At 40.3% G+C, this 19,236-nt stretch carries 13 protein-coding genes and 1 pseudogene; 9 read left to right on the top strand and 5 right to left on the bottom strand.

Features of this window, described 5'->3' with window-relative positions:
- Positions 1–115 precede the first annotated feature (115 nt).
- Both ACPC57_RS06460 and ACPC57_RS06455 read right to left on the bottom strand, forming a co-directional pair.
- Complete coding sequence (locus ACPC57_RS06460; RefSeq protein ID WP_434066529.1) at positions 116–1,249, bottom strand: tyrosine-type recombinase/integrase; 1,134 nt, start codon at positions 1,247–1,249, stop codon at positions 116–118.
- Between the two features lie 3 nt (positions 1,250–1,252).
- Positions 1,253–1,435 (bottom strand): annotated as a pseudogene (locus ACPC57_RS06455) (DUF3173 domain-containing protein); the annotation flags it as partial.
- Between the two features lie 87 nt (positions 1,436–1,522).
- Here ACPC57_RS06455 and ACPC57_RS06450 point away from each other — a divergent pair.
- The 6 genes from ACPC57_RS06450 (at position 1,523) to ACPC57_RS06425 (ending at position 5,924) form a co-directional block, all read left to right on the top strand.
- Positions 1,523–1,966, top strand: coding sequence for a zinc-dependent MarR family transcriptional regulator (locus ACPC57_RS06450; RefSeq protein WP_217374341.1), 444 nt, complete (start codon positions 1,523–1,525; stop codon positions 1,964–1,966).
- Positions 1,967–2,671 carry a metal ABC transporter ATP-binding protein gene (locus ACPC57_RS06445; RefSeq protein WP_434065857.1) on the top strand — a complete coding sequence of 235 codons (705 nt, stop codon included), beginning with the start codon at positions 1,967–1,969 and terminating at the stop codon, positions 2,669–2,671.
- Entirely contained in the window at positions 2,664–3,476 is an 813-nt protein-coding gene (locus ACPC57_RS06440; protein ID WP_130554925.1) for a metal ABC transporter permease, read from the top strand. Before ACPC57_RS06445 ends, ACPC57_RS06440 begins: the two co-directional genes overlap by 8 nt.
- Before the next feature lie 9 nt (positions 3,477–3,485).
- Positions 3,486–4,994: a zinc ABC transporter substrate-binding protein AdcA gene (locus ACPC57_RS06435; protein ID WP_277845169.1), complete on the top strand. Its 1,509-nt coding sequence runs from the start codon at positions 3,486–3,488 to the stop codon at positions 4,992–4,994.
- Positions 4,995–5,097: 103 nt separating this feature from the next.
- Positions 5,098–5,547: a CopY/TcrY family copper transport repressor gene (locus tag ACPC57_RS06430; RefSeq protein WP_277837549.1), complete on the top strand. Its 450-nt coding sequence runs from the start codon at positions 5,098–5,100 to the stop codon at positions 5,545–5,547.
- Positions 5,548–5,714: 167 nt separating this feature from the next.
- Complete coding sequence (locus tag ACPC57_RS06425; protein WP_130554922.1) at positions 5,715–5,924, top strand: heavy-metal-associated domain-containing protein; 210 nt, start codon at positions 5,715–5,717, stop codon at positions 5,922–5,924.
- 48 nt (positions 5,925–5,972) lie between these two features.
- Here the strand turns inward: ACPC57_RS06425 and ACPC57_RS06420 are convergent, their stop codons facing one another.
- The 3 genes from ACPC57_RS06420 to tyrS all read right to left on the bottom strand — a co-directional run bounded on the left by ACPC57_RS06420 (position 5,973) and on the right by tyrS (position 8,485).
- Positions 5,973–6,683 carry a PASTA domain-containing protein gene (locus ACPC57_RS06420; RefSeq protein WP_434066528.1) on the bottom strand — a complete coding sequence of 237 codons (711 nt, stop codon included), beginning with the start codon at positions 6,681–6,683 and terminating at the stop codon, positions 5,973–5,975.
- 111 nt (positions 6,684–6,794) lie between these two features.
- Positions 6,795–7,172, bottom strand: coding sequence for an HIT family protein (locus ACPC57_RS06415; protein WP_274504334.1), 378 nt, complete (start codon positions 7,170–7,172; stop codon positions 6,795–6,797).
- 56 nt (positions 7,173–7,228) lie between these two features.
- On the bottom strand, positions 7,229–8,485 hold the full coding sequence (gene tyrS / locus ACPC57_RS06410) for a tyrosine--tRNA ligase (protein ID WP_217374338.1): 1,257 nt from the start codon (positions 8,483–8,485) through the stop codon (positions 7,229–7,231).
- Positions 8,486–8,637: 152 nt separating this feature from the next.
- Between tyrS and pbp1b the strand changes: the two genes are divergently transcribed.
- The 3 genes from pbp1b (at position 8,638) to rpoC (ending at position 19,204) form a co-directional block, all read left to right on the top strand.
- On the top strand, positions 8,638–11,043 hold the full coding sequence (gene pbp1b, locus ACPC57_RS06405; protein WP_434066527.1) for a penicillin-binding protein PBP1B: 2,406 nt from the start codon (positions 8,638–8,640) through the stop codon (positions 11,041–11,043).
- Positions 11,044–11,809: 766 nt separating this feature from the next.
- Complete coding sequence (gene rpoB / locus ACPC57_RS06400; RefSeq protein WP_217374336.1) at positions 11,810–15,382, top strand: DNA-directed RNA polymerase subunit beta; 3,573 nt, start codon at positions 11,810–11,812, stop codon at positions 15,380–15,382.
- Between the two features lie 177 nt (positions 15,383–15,559).
- Positions 15,560–19,204: a DNA-directed RNA polymerase subunit beta' gene (gene rpoC / locus ACPC57_RS06395; protein ID WP_434066526.1), complete on the top strand. Its 3,645-nt coding sequence runs from the start codon at positions 15,560–15,562 to the stop codon at positions 19,202–19,204.
- Positions 19,205–19,236 lie beyond the last annotated feature (32 nt).

Genomic DNA, 19,236 nt, shown 5'->3' with positions numbered 1-19,236 from the left:
TCGGCTGAATTTCATCAAAATCAGCTTGAATCTATCTGTGTTTTTTATTTACTGGCTAGTTTTTGCCCAGCCTCTTTTTTATCTGTTGTATATTAAGTTACCATTTTTTTCCAATTTAAAATAAATCGTCAAGTTTATTAGCCAATGATTTCTGTTTGCTTGGGTACAAATGAGAATAAGTATCGATTGTTGTTGTAATAGATGCATGTCCTAATCTTTCTTTGACAACAAGATAATCTTCTCCTTGATTTACTAGTAATGATGCATGAGAGTGTCTCAAATCATGAATTCTTATTTTATTTAAATCTTTATCCCTTTCTAGTATTTGCTTAAACTTCTTATCAATCATATTTTTTGTAATTGTTATTGGTGTACTCTGTATTATTTGTAGTTCGTCTGTATTTTTCGTAAATTCCTCAAGTTTTTCTTTTTGTTTTACTTTCCAATCTTTTAGCATTTCTGCTAATTTCTGATTTATTGCTATATTTCTAGTTCCTGATTGTGTTTTTGTTGTATTAATGTAGCTTGTATTATTGACAAAGTATACCGTTTTTGTTACGTAAATCGTATTTGTTAAAAGATTTATATCATTCCAGTTCAATGCGAGGATTTCTCCCATTCTCATTCCAGTAAAGAAAGCAATTACGAAAAACAGGTCATAGCTTATTTCATCATCTCGAATAAGTCCTCTAAATCTCGTGAATTCTTCTATACTCCAAAATTTAATATCAGGCTTCTTAATTGGTAATTTTCTCAGATTCTTAACTGGGTTTTTATCAATGAGAGATTTTCTTATACCAGTATCAAAAATTTTTTTAAGTAGAATTATAACCTTATTAATTGTATTATAGCTTAAAACTTCATTTCTATTTTGTTTTTTAGTTTTTGTTTTTAGGTATTCACGAAATTCGAATATATGGTCATACGTTAATTTATTTAAATTTGTATTTTTAAAATAAGGCTTAATATGACGCTCATAATTGTTTCTTTGTGTACTTGTATAGCTTATTTTTCTGCCATTTTTCAGATCATCTTCTTCAAGTAAGTCGAATAGCATATCTGTTGTTACTACAAAGTCAAATTGTTTTTCTTTTAATTCTACAACTCTAATATGTTGTTCAAGTTCTAGGGCTTCCTTTTTAGATTTTAATCCTTTACGAATAATACGTATTCTTTTTTGTGTTACTGGGTGGAAACCGTTAGAAACATCAACGGTCCATTTACCACTTTTAGTTTTACGAATAGTCATTCATTATGCTTCTTTCTGGAGTTCAATTCCTAGTAGTTCTTCAGCAACACTGGCTGGAATTGTGCCAATCCGTTTGTTATCGTAGATATTAAAACCACGATTCACTAATAGTAATTTGCCAGTATGGATAATCTTTCTTGCAGTTCCTGGAGCAAATCCAAGTTCGATAAGGTCATCTTTTGTTAGCTTTTAAATATTTTTTATTTTTTTCTTGTTTATTTCTTATTAGTATGATATACTTAACAAGTTAATTAAAAGGTTAAGGATGTGCTTATGAGCCAATTTGCATTAGATATTGAGAAGTGTTTGCATGAAATAGTTTTGAGTTCTGAGAACCAGTTGGAAATATTGGTTGGTTCTTGTCAAAGTACGGTGAAGTTGACGAATACGCAGGAGCATATTTTGATGCTTATTGAAAAAGCTGCCTATACTAATACTGAAATTGCAAAGCAGCTGAATGTTAGTCAAGCTGCTATTACAAAGGCTACTAAATCTTTGGTTGCTCAGGGTTTATTAGTAGCAGTAAAGGATTCAAAGGATGCACGTATTGTTCGTTTTAGTCTGACTGAGGCTGCAAAGCCTATTGCTGCGGAGCATGCGCATCATCATGCACATACTTTGGAAGCTTATGAAGAACTGTTAGGTAGTTATAGTCTTGACGAACAAGAGCTTATTGCAAGATTTTTGAATGAGTTAGTGGAGAAAATTAGAAAATAAATGAGATATATTACTGTGGAAGATTTGTCGTTTTACTACGACAAGGAGCCGGTTTTGGAAAATATTCACTACCATTTAGATAGTGGTGAATTCGTTACATTAACTGGTGAGAATGGGGCGGCGAAATCTACTCTAATTAAAGCAACTTTAGGGATATTAAAGCCAAAACATGGAAAAGTCATTATTGCAGAAAAAAGTATAAAAGGTAAGAAATTACGAATGGCTTACTTACCTCAGCAGATAGCAAGTTTTAATGCTGGCTTTCCGAGTACAGTTTATGAGTTTGTAAAATCTGGTCGTTATTCTCGGCAAGGGTGGTTCCGTCGATTGACAGCCCATGATGAGGAACATGTTCGGATAAGTCTGGAATCTGTAGGGATGTGGGAGCATCGTGAAAAACGTTTGGGAGCATTGAGTGGTGGTCAAAAACAACGAGCTGTAATAGCACGTATGTTTGCTTCGGATCCGGATATTTTTATTTTGGATGAGCCTACTACTGGTATGGATGCAGGGACAAAGGATGCCTTTTACCAGCTCATGCATCACTCAGCCAAAAAGCATGGTAAATCTGTATTGATGATTACTCACGATCCCGATGAATTGAATAAATACGCTGATCGTAATATTCACCTGGTTCGTGATCAACAGTCTCCTTGGCGTTGTTTCAATGTTCATGAAACAGATGAGGAGGTTGTCCATGTTTGATTTATCTGTATTTAATTACGACTTCATGCAACGCGCTTTTCTGGCGATTATTGCCATGAGTTTCTTTTCACCAATCCTAGGGGTTTTCTTAATCCTTAGGCGTCAAAGCCTAATGTCAGATACCCTCAGTCACGTTTCTTTAGCTGGTGTTGCATTCGGTTTGGTTTTGGGTATTTCGCCTACTCTTTCAACAGTACTTGTTGTAATTGTAGCAGCTGTATTTTTGGAATATTTGAGGACTATTTATAAAAACTTTATGGAAATCGGAACGGCAATTCTCATGTCGACTGGTTTGGCGATTTCGTTAATTGTTATGAATAAATCAGGAGGAAAGTCTGGACTTAGCCTGGAACAATATCTTTTTGGTTCGATTGTAACAATCAGTCAAGAACAAGTAGTTGCTTTATTTGTGATTGCTTTGATTGTCATTCTATTGACGTTGTTATTTTTACGTCCTATGTATATTCTTACCTTTGATGAAGATACCGCATTTGTAGATGGATTGCCTGTTAGAGCTATGTCTATTGCCTTTAATGTAGTTACTGGTGTTGCGATTGCTCTTATGATTCCTGCTGCGGGGGCTTTATTGGTTTCAACCATTATGGTTCTACCTGCTTCTATTGCCTTACAACTTGGTAAGAGTTTTAAAGCTGTTATCTTTACGGGGATGGCAATTGGCTTTTTAGGAATGGTGACAGGTTTGATGACATCCTATTATGCAGAAACTCCAGCAAGTGCAAGTATTACCTTGATTTTCATTAGTTTTTTCTTACTGGTGAATGTTGTTCAAAAATTTAGAAAATAAGGAGTAATGATGAAAAAAGTTGGATTGATATTCGTGTCTATTTCAGCTTTGCTTTTAGGAGCATGTGGCAATAGCACAGCTTCTGAAGATGGGAAGCTAAATATTGTAACAACCTTCTATCCTGTTTATGAATTCACTAAGCAGGTGGCAGGTGATGAGGCAAATGTTGATCTGTTGGTTAAGGCTGGAACAGAAGTTCATGATTATGAACCTTCAGCAAGAGATATTGCTCGAATTCAAGAAGCTGATGTTTTTGTTTACGAAAATGAAAATATGGAAACATGGGTTCATGATGTTGAGGAATCTATTGACACCTCAAAGGTCAGTGTGATTAGAGCAACGGAAGGCATGCTCTTGTTACCCGGTAGTGAAGAAGGTGAGGATTACGACCACAGTGAGGAGGGGCATAGCCATGCTTATGATCCGCATGTATGGTTGTCTCCAGCCCGTGCAATTACTCTTGTAGAAACTATTCGTGATAGTTTGGTAGCTAAATACCCAGAAAAGAAAGATATTTTTGAAACAAATGCGGCAGCCTATATTGAGAAATTAGATGCTTTGGATGCTAAATATTCTGAGACACTATCTGCCGCTAAACAGAAGTATTTTGTTACACAACATACAGCTTTTGCTTATTTGGCTTTAGATTATGGTTTGAAACAAGTTTCAATCACAGGTGTTGCTGCGGATGAAGATCCTACCCCTTCGCGGTTAGCCGAATTGACCGACTATATCAAAAAATATGGAATCAAGTATATATACTTTGAAGAAAATGCGTCGAAATCTGTTGCTGAAACACTCGCAAATGAAACAGGTGTTCAGCTGGATGTTCTGAATCCTCTTGAAAGTTTGACAGATGAAGATATGAAAAATGGTAAGGATTATATTTCTGTTATGGAAGATAATCTGACTGCCCTTGAAAAAACAACTTCTCAAGTTGGTTCTGAAATTTTACCAGAGGATGGGGCTGAGACTCCACAAACGGTCTATAATGGGTATTTTGAAGACAGTGCTGTGAAAGATCGTACACTTTCAGATTATGCAGGCGAATGGCAATCTGTTTATCCATATTTGCTTGATGGGACCTTAGATCAAGTCTGGGATTATAAGGCTAAACTGAAAGGCGATATGACAGCTGATGAATATAAGGCATATTATGATACCGGGTACAAAACAGATGTTGATCAAATTAACATTACAGATAACACAATGGAATTTGTGGTAGGCGATAAGAAAGAGAAATTTACTTATAAGTATGTGGGTTATAAGATTTTGACTTACAAAAAAGGAAATCGTGGCGTTCGTTTCTTGTTTGAGGCAACAGATGCAAATGCTAGAAACTATAAGTATGTTCAATTTAGTGATCACAATATTGCACCAGTAAAAACCGGTCACTTCCATATCTACTTTGGTGGAGAGAGTCAAGATAAGCTTTTGGAAGAATTGGAAAACTGGCCGACTTACTACCCTGTTGGTTTGACTGGTTTGGAAATCGGTCAAGAAATGCTGGCTCATTAAGAGAAAAGAAAAGGCTGAACGAGAAGTTCGGTCTTTCTTCTTGACATTTTTTGACTACAGTTGTAAACTATATTTGTAGAAATGGTTAGATGGAGGTGAGATTTTGGAGCAAGCTATTTCAGCTGCAGAGTGGCAGGTGATGCGGGTTCTGTGGGCACAGCCGGGAACGACTTCCCAGGAAATTATTCAGGCCTTGCAGGAAGGATTTGATTGGCAGGCGACGACCATTAAGACACTTTTGGGGCGACTGCGGAAGAAAAACTATTTGCGTATGGCCAAGGAAACAAGCAAGTATCACTATTATCCGCTGATTAGTGAAGAGGAACATTTGCAGGGGCAGGTGGAGCTCTTATTGGCTACCATATGCTCCACGAAGCAGGGGCAACTAGTTGAAAAGCTGCTGGACACAGGGACATTTTCCCAAAAAAGCCTTGAGAATATTGTCAGCAAAATCTCGCAGTTACAAAAGACGGCACCTGAGAGTATTGTCTGTCAGTGTCTGCCAGGTCAATGTACTTGTGGTCATCATCACACACTTCAAAAATCGACATAAGGTGTGTTGATTAAATGAGTGTAAAATTTGGGTGGTGTTACTTGAAAATGAGTAAGTACCAGAGTTCAATCTTTGGCTTGAGGATGTGAACAGAGTTTGCTCAATTTGCAAACCTTTAGAGTTGTGCTACTTTTTATTTTTATTGTGTAAGAACGAGGAGAAAGAACATGAAACAAACCTTGAAATTGAAAAATTTATCTTGTCAAAACTGTGTGAAGCATGTGACAAATCATTTCTTGGACTTGGACGGGGTGGAAGAGGTGAAAATCCAGCTGGATCAGCAGTTGGCGGAGGTGGAAACCTCTGTGGCCTATGACTTGAAACGGTACCAAGAGGTGTTGGATGATACAATCTATGAAGTGGAAGAGTTGGTATAAATGAGATAAAAAATAAGGAGAGATTCTAAAATGATCTCTCCTTATTTTTTATTCGACATCCTTGTTTCCAAATAGATTTGGAAGCTGTTTGAATAGTTGCCCCACATCTAATTGATTTTCTTCGGCTTGGCTAGCTAACTGTAGGCTTTGTTCCAATGTTTCTTCATCTAGATATTTTAACTTGATGAGGCTACCTTTCACAGCTGTTGTAGTAAAGAGGTTTGCCTTTGGCTCCATATCAATCACAACATTTATTTTTTGTTTTGCATACTTGGCATCTGCTGTGAGAATTTCCATTGCTGGTTTGAAACCGACTTCTTGCAAGTGTTCGCGAGCCTCTGGAATGGTTAGTCCTATGAGGTTTGGAATTGTAACTTCTTGATTACTCGCATCAATAATTTCTTGGTTGATATAGTAGAGTTTGATGAGGCTTCCTTTATCGAATTTTCCTGCTTTTGGAATCATATCAACTACTTCATTGTCTCGAGTAGTTTCCTGGCGGTATTTTTTATTCGGTTTCACCAGAGTGAGAGTGACTCGAAAACCAATTTCTTCAAGGTGGCGTTTGGCTTCCTCCACAACTAAGTCGATAACATTAGGTACCTGAATTTGACTCAGATTTTTTTCGTGTTGACGGTCTAAAGCTTTATCAAGAATAGGAGCTGCAGCCTGAACAGTATCCCCGATTATTTTTGTAGTATCAGTGATAATATCAACAAGCTTATTCAAATTTTTTAGCAGGTTATTCTTTTGAGCCATCTTTCTCTCCTCAATCTTGTAGCATATATGTATTATTATAAAGCACTGGTGAGCTTTTTATCAATAAACTCAAAATATCTTATCTGAAAAATATCTTTGTCGGGCTGCTTTTTATAATGCTTTGAGAAAATGAGTCAAATCCAGTTGCACTTGTGCAAGCGAAATTTGGTCCCAGAAGCCATCTGATTGAAAGCGTGGGATGAGATGAACATGGAAATGGGTGCCAGTGTCAAACAAGCGATCGTTGCAAGCTATGGTCACACCGTCAATTGCCAATGCTTGATAGAGTTTTTCAGTTAACAAGACTTCCAAGTCAGACAGTTCATAGCGAATAGCAGGAGGGACTTGGCTGAGCGTGTCATAGTGTTTCTTGCTGATAATCAGTAGATGTCCAGTTTGGACAGGGTCAATATCCCAGACTACTTTGAAATGTTTCGTCTGGTAGAGAATGGCATTTTCATTGAGTTGGTGGCAAAAAATGCAGGTCATATCTTTTCTCCTAGGTTAGCAGAAAAGGAAATCACATAGGATTTCCTTGAAAAATGTTAATAAGTCAAAACAGAATATTTCTTCTTACCACGACGGATAATGGTCAACTCGCCGTCAATCTTGTCGCTGTCAGAAAGAGTGTAGTCCAAATCCTGCACACGTTCACCGTTGACATAGATGGCACCATTTGCTACATCTTCACGAGCTTGGCGTTTTGAGTTAACAATACCAGAGGTAACCAAGAGTTCAACGATGTTGAGGTTGTCTTCAGCCTGTACAGCGTAGTTTGGAACGTTGCTAAGCCCCTGTTTGAGTTCTTTTGCGGATAGGTTTTTGATATTGCCAGCGAACAATTGTTCAGTAATGTTAAGGGCTTGGTTATAGGCTTCTTCACCATGAACTAATGTCACGACTTCCTTAGCCAAAATTTTCTGAGCCAAACGTTCATGACGGGCTGCATTAAATTGTTCTTCAATCTCTGCAATCTCATCTAGTGATAAGAATGTAAAGATTTTCAAGAAACGAACGGCATCGTCGTCCATGACATTGAGCCAGAATTGGTACATTTCGTAAGGAGAAGTTTTATCAGCATCAAGCCAAACAGCATTACCCTCAGACTTACCAAATTTCTTACCGGTTGAGTCAGTGATGAGCGGAACAGTCATCACGTGACCAGTCCTATCAGCTTTGCGACGTAGCAATTCCGTGCCGGCGGTCATATTGCCCCATTGATCTGAACCACCAATTTGCAATGTAACATTATGCTTATCATTCAACTCATAGAAATCATAGCCTTGCATGATTTGGTATGCAAATTCAGTGTAAGAAATTCCTGTTTCAATTCGTTTTTTAACAGAATCTTTGCTCATCATGTAGTTGACAGTGAAGTATTTACCGACATCACGAAGGAAGTCAATGAAGCTAATATCTGAGAACCAGTCGTAGTTATTGACCATTTCAGCTCTGTTGTCACCATTTTCAAAATCCAAGAAGCGAGAGAGCTGACCCTGGATCTTTGTTACCCAACCGTCTACTGTATCTTTGGTTTGCAAGCTACGTTCCGCGTCTTTAAAAGATGGATCACCAATCAGACCTGTAGCACCACCAACAAGAGCATAAGGTTTGTGCCCAGCTAATTGTAACCGACGGCTTGTTAGGATGGCAACCAGATGGCCTAAATGTAAACTGTCAGCTGTTGGATCATAGCCTGTATAATAAGAAACTTTTCCTTCAGTTAATGCTTTTACCAAGGCTTCTTCGTCTGTCGTTTGAAAGACTAGGCCGCGAGCTTTCAGTTCTTCAAAAATGTTCATGTAGGCTATCTCCTTTTGATTGAATAGTTAGGACCCAAGTCATGTTTTAAAGTATTTGGGTCGAACTTTGTATTAAAAAATTCCTTCCTATTATACCATGAAATTGCGGAAAATATACAAAATTTGGTATAATTGAGTGATAAGGAGTTTTTATGAATAACAAATCAGAAAAACAAGATTTAAAAAAGAAAGTTGATATTCATCAGTTAGAGAATGGTTTTGGAATCTTCCTTCGGACCCTTAAATTATTGATTAATTCGATAGTTGTCTTAGGAATTTTAATTGCTATTTTTGGTGGTGGGGTCGGAGTGGGCTTTGTTGTTAGTCTTTTCGACAAAGTTGAAGTGCCAAAAACAGAAGAGTTGGTTGAAAAGGTATCGGAAGTTAGTCGTATTTCAACGGTAACTTATTCAGATGGTAGTTTAGTTTCAGAAGTAAATTCTGACTTATTACGTATACCAGTTACGTCTGAAGAGGTTTCGGATTATCTAAAGCAGGCTGTTATTGCTACAGAAGACGAAACCTTTGAGACGCATAATGGTGTTGTACCAAAAGCAGTATTACGTGCTGCTTTAGGATCTATCGGACTAGGATCTTCTAGTGGTGGCTCTACTTTGACCCAACAATTGATCAAACAACAATTGGTGGGTGATGCTCCAACCTTTACGCGAAAGGCTAATGAAATCATTTCTGCTTTAGCTTTAGAGCGAAATATGACAAAAAATGAGATATTAACAATTTATTTGAATGTCTCTCCTTTTGGACGAAACAATCAGGGAAAAAATATTGCAGGTGTAGAGGCAGCTGCAAGAGGGATCTTTGGAAAAACGGCTAAGGAGTTAAGCGTCCCACAGGCTGCTTATATCGCTGGATTGCCTCAAAGTCCTATTGTGTATTCTCCGTATGCTTCAGATGGAACACGGAAATCGGATGATGACATGATTTATGGAATTGAGCGTTATCAGGACGTTCTTTATAATATGTATCGAGCTTCTTTTTTGACTAAGGAGGAATACGAAGCTTATAAAGATTATGATATTAAGCAAGATTTTATCGCCCCTGCACCCATCGCTTCAGATACAAAAGACTACCTCTATTATGAAGTTATGGAGGAGGCACAGCAGGTCATGTTTGATTATCTCGTTAAACGGGATGCAGTTTCTGAAAACGACTTGAAAAATGATGATATAAAATCATCATATGAGGAGATGGCGACTCAGGAATTAAGTCAAGGGGGATATATTATAAAGAGTACCGTTGATAAAGGCATCTATTCTGCAATGCAATCTGTCGTAGCGAATTACGGTTCAGTTCTAGACAATGGAAATGAATATGTTGAAACAGGAAGTGTTTTGATTGATAATAGTACAGGAGCTATTCTAGGATTTATTGGTGGTAGAAACTTTGCAACAAATCAAAATAACCACGCCTTCGACACACAACGGTCACCTGCTTCTACTATTAAACCATTGTTAGCTTATGGTATTGCTATTGATCAAGGATTGCTAGGGTCTGCAAGTATTCTATCTAATTATCCTACAAACTTCTCAAGTGGTCAGCCAATTATGTACGGCAGTAGTAAAGGTACTGGTATGATGAATTTACAGACTGCTATTGATATGTCTGTAAATATCCCGGCTTTTTGGACTTATAAAATGATTCAAAACGCAGGGGTTAATGCTAAGGATTACATGGAAAAAATGAATTATCATATTCCAATGTATGATATTGAAAGTGTGCCATTAGGCGGAGGGGTTGAAATCTCTGTATTGACGAATACCAACGCCTATCAGACTTTAGCCAATGGCGGTGTTTATAATAAGCACTATATTGTTGAAAGTATCACTGCATCGGATGGAACGGTGGTATACCAGCACGAAGCTGCTCCCGTTCAAGTGTATTCAAAAGCTACGGCAAGCATTATGAATATGTTATTACGACAAGTGATTAATTCTGGTTACACCTCAACATTCAAAAGTCGATTAAGTATCTTGAATCCTCAAGCCGCAACATCTGACTTCGTTGGAAAAACGGGTACAAGTAATGAGGTAAATGATGTTTGGTTAATGTTATCTACTCCGAAAGTAACCTTAGGAACATGGGTGGGGAATGATGACAACTCAGAAATGTATGTCTGGACAGGATACTATAATAATTCACAATACGTTGCATACCTTGTGGATGCATTATACAATGTCAAATCGGATATGTTTTCAGGTAAGTTTGAACTGGATAGGAGTGTCATCTCCTCTAATGTTGTATCTTCTACTGGTCAACGTGCCGGAACGGTTCAGGTGAATGGTCGTCAAGTAACGATTGGTGGTGCGACCACAACAAGTTATTGGGCCAAAAACGGTGCACCTGTAACCAATTATAATTTCATGGTTGGCGGGACCGACAGCGATAAACGTCAGGCTTGGAATACTATAATTGGGTCGCAAACGACCACATCAAGTAGCTCAACTCAACGCAGTAGCTCTAGTCGAAGCAGTGGAACAAGTTCTTCGAGTTCAAATAATGACCAAGATACAGACACTCAGACATCTAGCAGCGACTAATCTTTTAGGGTTTCAAATTGAAGCGCTTGTTCCATATAATTAGATAATGATTCAAAATTAGAGTAGATTACGTGGTTATCATTGTAGAATTTATCTCAAGAGCAAGATGATAGTTTTATGACGATCTCAGGCAAAAAGACAATTCAGCTCGATTGATTACTTTCGAATGATATCCAAGATACAGAACTGATTCATTTCTTGATTTATTCTAGTTCTTGTGTTATAATTGTATAAATTATTTGTCGTGTGTCTTGTTTGAAATATTGTCCAAGCAAGGCTTGCAGCAGTTAAATCACACTTTTTAAAAGGAAGATTTAGCTGCTCTTTTTGTGTCTATGAAGAAGTTCTTTGAGAATTGTTACCTATTCTTAAAGATTCTAAAAATTCAGAAAAAGCAAGCGCAGGTCATCACATGCTGAATATAATTGAACTCGGGCTATACTCCTGTAGAAAAAGATACATCTCCTTGCAATCTTTTGATTGCTTTGTCGATGTCCTATTTTCTTTTGGAGTGTTTGACGCCCTCGTATCTTTAATTGAACTCGACCTAAAACCTGTGTGAAAAAGATAGAGCTCCTCGTGTCTGGTGACACGGCGTCACTCTCCTATTTTCACTTTGGTTTTCACGGTCTCGTATCTTTAATTGAACTCGACCTAAAACCTGTGTGAAAAAGATAGAGCTCCTTGTGTCTGGTGACACGGCGTCACTCTCCTATTTTCACTTTGGTTTTCACGGTCTCGTATCTTATTACAAAGGAGAAAACTTTTGGCAGGACATGAAGTTCAGTACGGTAAGCACCGTACCCGTCGCAGTTTTTCAAGAATCAAGGAAGTTCTTGATTTACCAAATTTGATTGAAATCCAAACGGACTCTTTCCAACACTTTTTAGATTATGGTTTGAAAGAAGTCTTTGAAGACGTACTTCCAGTTTCAAACTTTACGGATACCATGGAATTGGAATTCGTTGGTTATGAATTGAAAGAGCCTAAGTACACATTGGAAGAAGCGCGTGCGCATGATGCTAACTACTCAGCTCCAATTTATGTGACTTTCCGTCTGGTGAATAAAGAAACTGGCGAGATCAAGACACAAGAAGTCTTCTTCGGTGAGTTTCCAATCATGACTGAAATGGGTACCTTCATCATCAACGGTGCAGAGCGTATCATCGTTTCTCAGTTGGTTCGTTCACCAGGTGTCTACTTTAATGATAAAGTAGATAAGAATGGTAAAGTAGGTTATGGATCAACGGTTATTCCTAACCGTGGAGCTTGGTTGGAATTGGAAACAGACTCAAAAGACATTGCCTACACTCGTATTGACCGTACGCGTAAGATTCCATTCACAACGCTTGTTCGTGCGCTTGGTTTCTCAGGTGATGATGAAATCTTTGATATCTTTGGTGATAGCGAATTGGTTCGCAATACCATTGAAAAAGATATTCATAAAAACCCAGCAGATTCTCGTACAGATGAAGCGCTTAAGGAAATCTATGAGCGCCTTCGTCCAGGTGAACCAAAGACAGCTGAAAGCTCTCGTAGTCTTTTGACAGCTCGTTTCTTTGACCCACGTCGTTACGACTTGGCACCTGTTGGTCGTTACAAGATTAATAAAAAACTCAACCTCCGTACTCGTTTGCTCAACCAAACACTTGCTGAGCATGTGATTAACGGTGAGACAGGCGAAATTGTCTTGGAAGCTGGTACTGTATTGAGTCGTGATGTGCTTGAAAAAGTAGAAGCACAATTCGATGAGCTCAACTTGGTAGAGTATATTCCAAATGACAACGCTGTTCTTCTTGAGCCAGTTCTTTTGCAGAAATTCAAGATTGTAGCTCCTAAGGATCCAGAACGTGTTGTGACGGTGATTGGTAATGCTAATCCAGCAGAAAAAGTACGTACAATAACACCTGCGGACATCTTGGCTGAAATGAGCTACTTCCTCAACTTGGCTGAGGGTCTTGGTCGTGTAGATGATATTGACCACTTGGGTAACCGTCGTATTCGTGCCGTTGGTGAATTGCTTGCTAACCAAGTACGTATCGGTTTGACTCGTATGGAACGTAACTTGCGTGAGCGTATGTCTGTTCAAGACAATGAAGTATTGACGCCACAACAAATCATCAATATCCGTCCTGTTACAGCTGCAATCAAAGAATTCTTTGGTTCATCTCAGTTGTCACAGTTCATGGACCAACACAACCCACTTTCTGAGTTGTCTCACAAACGCCGTTTGTCAGCCTTGGGACCTGGTGGTTTGACTCGTGACCGTGCTGGTTATGAGGTTCGAGACGTTCACTACACTCACTATGGTCGTATGTGTCCGATTGAAACGCCTGAGGGACCAAACATCGGTTTGATCAACAACTTGTCTTCTTATGGTCACCTCAACAAGTACGGCTTCATCCAAACACCATACCGCAAGATTGACCGTGCAACTGGTACAGTTACAAACGAAATCGTTTGGTTGACAGCGGATGAAGAGGATGCCTACATCGTAGCACAATCAACATCACCTCTTGATGAAAACAACCGTTTCGTTGATAAGATTGTTATGGGACGTCACCAAGGTAACAACCAAGAGTTCCCAGCAGATTCAGCAGACTTCATGGACGTTTCACCTAAACAGGTAGTTGCCGTTGCGACAGCATGTATTCCTTTCTTGGAAAACGATGACTCCAACCGTGCCCTCATGGGTGCCAACATGCAACGTCAGGCTGTCCCATTGATTGATCCGAAAGCACCATTAGTAGGGACTGGTATGGAATACCAGGCTGCACATGACTCAGGTGCGGCTATTATCGCTCAACATAATGGTAAGGTTGTTTATGCAGATGCGGATAAGGTAGAAGTGCGTCGTGAAGATGGTTCGCTTGATGTCTACCACATTTCTAAATTCCGTCGTTCAAACTCTGGTACAGCCTATAACCAACGCACCCTTGTAAAATTGGGCGACATCGTTGAAAAAGGGGACTTCATCGCAGATGGACCTTCCATGGAAAACGGGGAAATGGCTCTTGGTCAAAACCCTATCGTTGCCTACATGACTTGGGAAGGTTACAACTTTGAGGATGCAGTTATCATGTCTGAACGCCTTGTGAAGGACGATGTGTATACATCTGTTCACTTGGAAGAATACGAATCAGAAACACGTGATACTAAGTTAGGCCCTGAAGAAATCACTCGCGAAATTCCAAACGTTGGTGAAGATGCTCTTCGCAACTTGGACGAAATGGGGATTATTCGTATTGGTGCCGAAGTTAAAGAGGGCGACATTCTTGTTGGTAAAGTCACACCAAAAGGTGAAAAAGATCTTTCTGCTGAAGAGCGCCTCTTGCATGCAATCTTCGGTGACAAATCACGTGAAGTCCGTGATACCTCTCTTCGTGTACCTCACGGTGCCGATGGTGTCGTTCGTGATGTGAAAATCTTTACCCGTGCCAACGGTGATGAATTGCAATCAGGTGTCAACATGCTGGTTCGTGTTTACATCGCTCAAAAACGTAAGATCAAGGTCGGAGATAAGATGGCCGGTCGTCACGGTAACAAGGGTGTCGTTTCACGTATTGTACCTGTTGAGGATATGCCATATCTTCCAGACGGAACACCAGTTGACATCATGTTGAACCCACTCGGGGTGCCATCACGTATGAACATCGGTCAGGTTATGGAGCTTCACTTGGGTATGGCGGCTCGCAACTTGGGCATTCATATCGCAACACCAGTTTTCGATGGTGCAAGTTCAGAAGATCTCTGGTCAACTGTTAAAGAAGCAGGTATGGATTCAGATGCCAAAACCATTCTTTACGATGGACGTACAGGTGAGCCATTTGACAACCGTGTATCTGTTGGTGTCATGTACATGATCAAGCTTCATCACATGGTTGATGATAAACTTCACGCCCGCTCAGTTGGACCATACTCACTCGTTACCCAACAGCCACTCGGAGGTAAGGCTCAGTTTGGTGGTCAGCGTTTCGGTGAGATGGAGGTTTGGGCCCTTGAAGCCTACGGTGCTTCAAACGTCCTACAAGAAATCTTGACTTACAAGTCAGATGATGTGACAGGCCGTCTTAAAGCCTATGAAGCCATCACTAAAGGTAAACCAATTCCAAAACCAGGTGTTCCAGAATCATTCCGCGTTCTTGTCAAAGAATTGCAATCACTTGGTTTGGATATGCGTGTCCTTGATGAAGACAACAATGAAGTAGAATTGCGTGACCTTGATGAAGGTGAAGATGATGATATCATCCACGTAGATGATCTTGAAAAAGCACGTGCAAAAGCCGCAGCTGATGCAGCCGCAGCCTTTGCAGCAGAAGAAGCAGAAGGCAAAGAATAATTAGAATGGATGGAATAAGTTGGTCCAAATCTCAGGACTGAAAGAGATAAGGACCAACAGTCTTCCACCGTCTGATTTATAGAAAAATAGCTTACCAGCTATCCATTCTGCTAATTATTGTTCAAGAATTTGAGGTATGGGAATCCGTCCTCTCACAAGAAAAGAAAGGGATTATTAGTGGTTGACGTAAATCGATTTAAAAGTATGCAAATCACGTTAGCTTCACCAAGTAAGGTTCGTTCATGGTCTTACGGTGAGGTTAAAAAACCTGAAACAATCAACTATCGTACACTTAAACCAGAACGTGATGGACTATTTGACGAAGTAATCTTTGGTCCAACAAAAGACTGGGAGTGTTCATGCGGTAAATACAAACGTATCCGTTATAAAGGGATTACTTGTGACCGCTGTGGTGTGGAAGTGACTCGTGCAAAAGTCCGTCGTGAACGTATGGGACACATTGAGTTGAAAGCACCAATTTCACACATTTGGTATTTCAAAGGTATTCCAAGTCGTATGGGCTTGACCTTGGATATGAGCCCACGTGCGCTTGAGGAAGTTATCTACTTCGCGGCTTACGTGGTGATCGATCCTAAAGATACACCGCTTGAGCACAAGTCAATCATGACTGAGCGCGAATACCGTGAGCGTTTGCGTGAATATGGCTATGGTTCATTCGTTGCCAAAATGGGTGCAGAAGCGATCCAAGACCTCTTGAAACAAGTCGATCTTCCAAAAGAAATCGCTGCGTTGAAAGAAGAGTTAAAAACCGCTACTGGACAAAAACGGATTAAAGCTGTGCGTCGTTTGGATGTATTGGATGCTTTTTACAAATCCGGAAATAAACCTGAGTGGATGATTCTCAATATCTTGCCAGTTATTCCACCAGATTTGCGTCCGATGGTTCAGTTGGATGGTGGCCGTTTTGCTGCATCTGATTTGAATGAATTATATCGCCGTGTTATCAACCGTAACAACCGTTTGGCTCGTCTCTTGGAACTTAACGCTCCAGGGATCATCGTACAAAACGAAAAACGGATGCTCCAAGAAGCTGTAGATGCTTTGATTGATAACGGTCGCCGTGGTCGTCCAATTACAGGACCAGGTAGCCGCCCACTTAAATCACTCAGCCACATGCTTAAAGGTAAACAAGGTCGTTTCCGTCAAAACTTGCTTGGTAAGCGTGTTGACTTCTCAGGACGTTCCGTTATCGCCGTTGGTCCAACTCTTAAAATGTACCAATGTGGTGTACCACGTGAAATGGCTATTGAGCTCTTCAAACCGTTTGTCATGCGCGAAATCGTTGCCCGTGATATTGCTGGTAACGTAAAAGCTGCAAAACGTTTGATTGAACGTGGTGATGACCGTATTTGGGATATCTTGGAAGAAGTGATCAAAGAACACCCAGTTCTTTTGAACCGCGCACCTACCCTTCACCGTTTGGGTATCCAGGCTTTTGAGCCAGTCCTGATCGACGGTAAAGCCCTTCGTTTGCACCCGCTTGTCTGTGAAGCCTACAACGCCGACTTTGACGGTGACCAGATGGCGATTCACGTTCCATTGTCAGAAGAAGCACAAGCAGAAGCACGTATCCTTATGCTTGCGGCAGAACACATCCTTAACCCTAAAGATGGTAAACCAGTCGTAACACCATCTCAGGATATGGTTTTGGGTAACTACTACTTGACCATGGAAGATGCTGGTCGTGAAGGTGAAGGTATGGTCTTCAAGGATGCGGATGAGGCTGTTATGGCTTACCGCAATGGCTATGTTCACTTGCATACTCGTGTTGGTATCGCAACAGATAGCCTTAATAAACCTTGGAAAGATAACCAAAAACACAAGATCATGATGACAACCGTCGGAAAAATCTTGTTCAACGCGATTATGCCAGAAGGACTTCCATACTTGCAAGAGCCAAATAATGCTAACTTGACAGAAGGAACTCCTGATAAATACTTCTTGGAGACAGGGTCAGATATCAAGGCTGCTATTGCAGAATTGCCAATCAACCAACCATTCAAGAAGAAAAATTTTGGTAATATCATCGCTGAAATCTTCAAGCGTTTCCGTACAACTGAAACATCAGCCCTGCTTGACCGTTTGAAAGACTTGGGTTACTATCACTCAACACTTGCTGGTTTGACAGTGGGTATTGCCGATATTCCGGTCATCGACAACAAGGCTGAAATCATTGAAGAATCTCACGAACGTGTAGAACAAATCAAGAAACAATTCCGTCGTGGTATGATTACTGATGATGAGCGTTATGCAGCTGTTACAGATGAATGGCGTTCAGCTAAGGAAAAATTGGAAAAACGTCTGGTTGAAAAACAAGATCCGAAGAACCCAATCGTTATGATGATGGACTCTGGTGCCCGTGGTAACATTTCCAACTTCTCCCAGTTGGCCGGTATGCGTGGTCTGATGTCAGCTCCGAACGGACGTATCATGGAATTGCCTATCTTGTCTAACTTCCGTGAAGGTCTTTCTGTTTTGGAAATGTTCTTCTCAACTCATGGTGCCCGTAAGGGTATGACGGATACGGCCTTGAAGACAGCCGACTCAGGTTATCTGACTCGTCGTTTGGTTGACGTTGCCCAAGACGTTATTATCCGTGAAGACGACTGTGGGACAGACCGTGGTCTTGACATCCGTTCAATCACAGATGGCAAGGAAATGATCGAGCCACTTGAAGAGCGTTTGCAAGGTCGTTACACTAAGAAAACTGTTAAACATCCTGAAACAGGTGCCGTTATCATTGGTCCAAACCAATTGATTACTGAAGATATTGCCCGTGAAATTGTCAATGCAGGTGTTGAACAAGTAACCATCCGTAGCGTATTTACATGTAATACTCGCCACGGTGTCTGCCGTCATTGTTATGGTATCAACTTGGCGACAGGTGATGCGGTTGAAGTGGGTGAAGCAGTTGGTACGATTGCAGCCCAATCTATCGGTGAACCTGGTACACAGCTTACAATGCGTACCTTCCACACGGGTGGTGTAGCCTCAAACAGCGATATCACTCAGGGTCTTCCTCGTGTCCAAGAAATCTTTGAGGCGCGCAATCCGAAAGGGGAAGCAGTTATCACTGAGGTTAAAGGTGAAGTTATCGCTATTGAAGAAGATGCTTCTACTCGTACCAAGAAAGTCTTTGTTAAAGGTAAAACTGGCGAAGGTGAATACGTAGTACCATTTACAGCCCGTATGAAAGTCGAAGTTGGTGATCAAGTTGCGAGAGGTAGCGCCCTCACTGAAGGTTCTATCCAACCAAAACGCTTGCTTGAAGTTCGTGATGTCTTGGCAGTTGAAACTTACCTTCTTTCTGAAGTTCAAAAAGTTTACCGTAGCCAGGGTGTAGAAATCGGTGACAAGCACATTGAGGTAATGGTTCGCCAAATGCTTCGTAAAGTTCGTGTCATGGATCCAGGCGATACAGATCTGCTTATGGGTACACTTATGGATATTGCAGACTTTACAGATGCCAATGCTGATGTGGTTATCGCTGGTGGTGTTCCAGCAACAGCTCGTCCAGTCCTTATGGGGATTACTAAGGCATCTCTTGAAACCAACTCATTCTTGTCAGCAGCATCCTTCCAGGAAACAACTCGTGTCCTTACTGATGCAGCCATTCGTGGTAAACGTGATAACCTTCTTGGTTTGAAAGAGAACGTTATTATTGGTAAGATTATCCCAGCGGGTACAGGTATGGCCCGCTACCGTAATATTGAACCACTAGCCATCAATGAAGTTGAAATTATTGAAGATACAGTAGCAGAAGAGCTTGCTGAAGAAGCAAAACTTACAGCCACTGAATAAAAAGAATGCACATCTCATTTTTGAGGTGTGCT

It is taken from the genome of Streptococcus sp. VTCC 12886 (assembly GCF_049893425.1).
Lineage (GTDB): Bacteria > Bacillota > Bacilli > Lactobacillales > Streptococcaceae > Streptococcus > Streptococcus suis_AA.
This window is presented reverse-complemented; position numbering and strand designations above follow the sequence as displayed.

Coding starts and splice junctions, on each gene's coding strand:
- ACPC57_RS06445 (WP_434065857.1), top strand. CDS start 1,967: ATGAGATATATTACTGTGGAAGATTTGTCGTTTTACTACGACAAGGAG.
- ACPC57_RS06420 (WP_434066528.1), bottom strand. CDS start 6,683: ATGGCTCAAAAGAATAACCTGCTAAAAAATTTGAATAAGCTTGTTGAT.
- ACPC57_RS06425 (WP_130554922.1), top strand. CDS start 5,715: ATGAAACAAACCTTGAAATTGAAAAATTTATCTTGTCAAAACTGTGTG.
- ACPC57_RS06435 (WP_277845169.1), top strand. CDS start 3,486: ATGAAAAAAGTTGGATTGATATTCGTGTCTATTTCAGCTTTGCTTTTA.
- ACPC57_RS06450 (WP_217374341.1), top strand. CDS start 1,523: ATGAGCCAATTTGCATTAGATATTGAGAAGTGTTTGCATGAAATAGTT.
- ACPC57_RS06440 (WP_130554925.1), top strand. CDS start 2,664: ATGTTTGATTTATCTGTATTTAATTACGACTTCATGCAACGCGCTTTT.
- pbp1b (WP_434066527.1), top strand. CDS start 8,638: ATGAATAACAAATCAGAAAAACAAGATTTAAAAAAGAAAGTTGATATT.
- ACPC57_RS06460 (WP_434066529.1), bottom strand. CDS start 1,249: ATGACTATTCGTAAAACTAAAAGTGGTAAATGGACCGTTGATGTTTCT.
- tyrS (WP_217374338.1), bottom strand. CDS start 8,485: ATGAACATTTTTGAAGAACTGAAAGCTCGCGGCCTAGTCTTTCAAACG.
- ACPC57_RS06415 (WP_274504334.1), bottom strand. CDS start 7,172: ATGACCTGCATTTTTTGCCACCAACTCAATGAAAATGCCATTCTCTAC.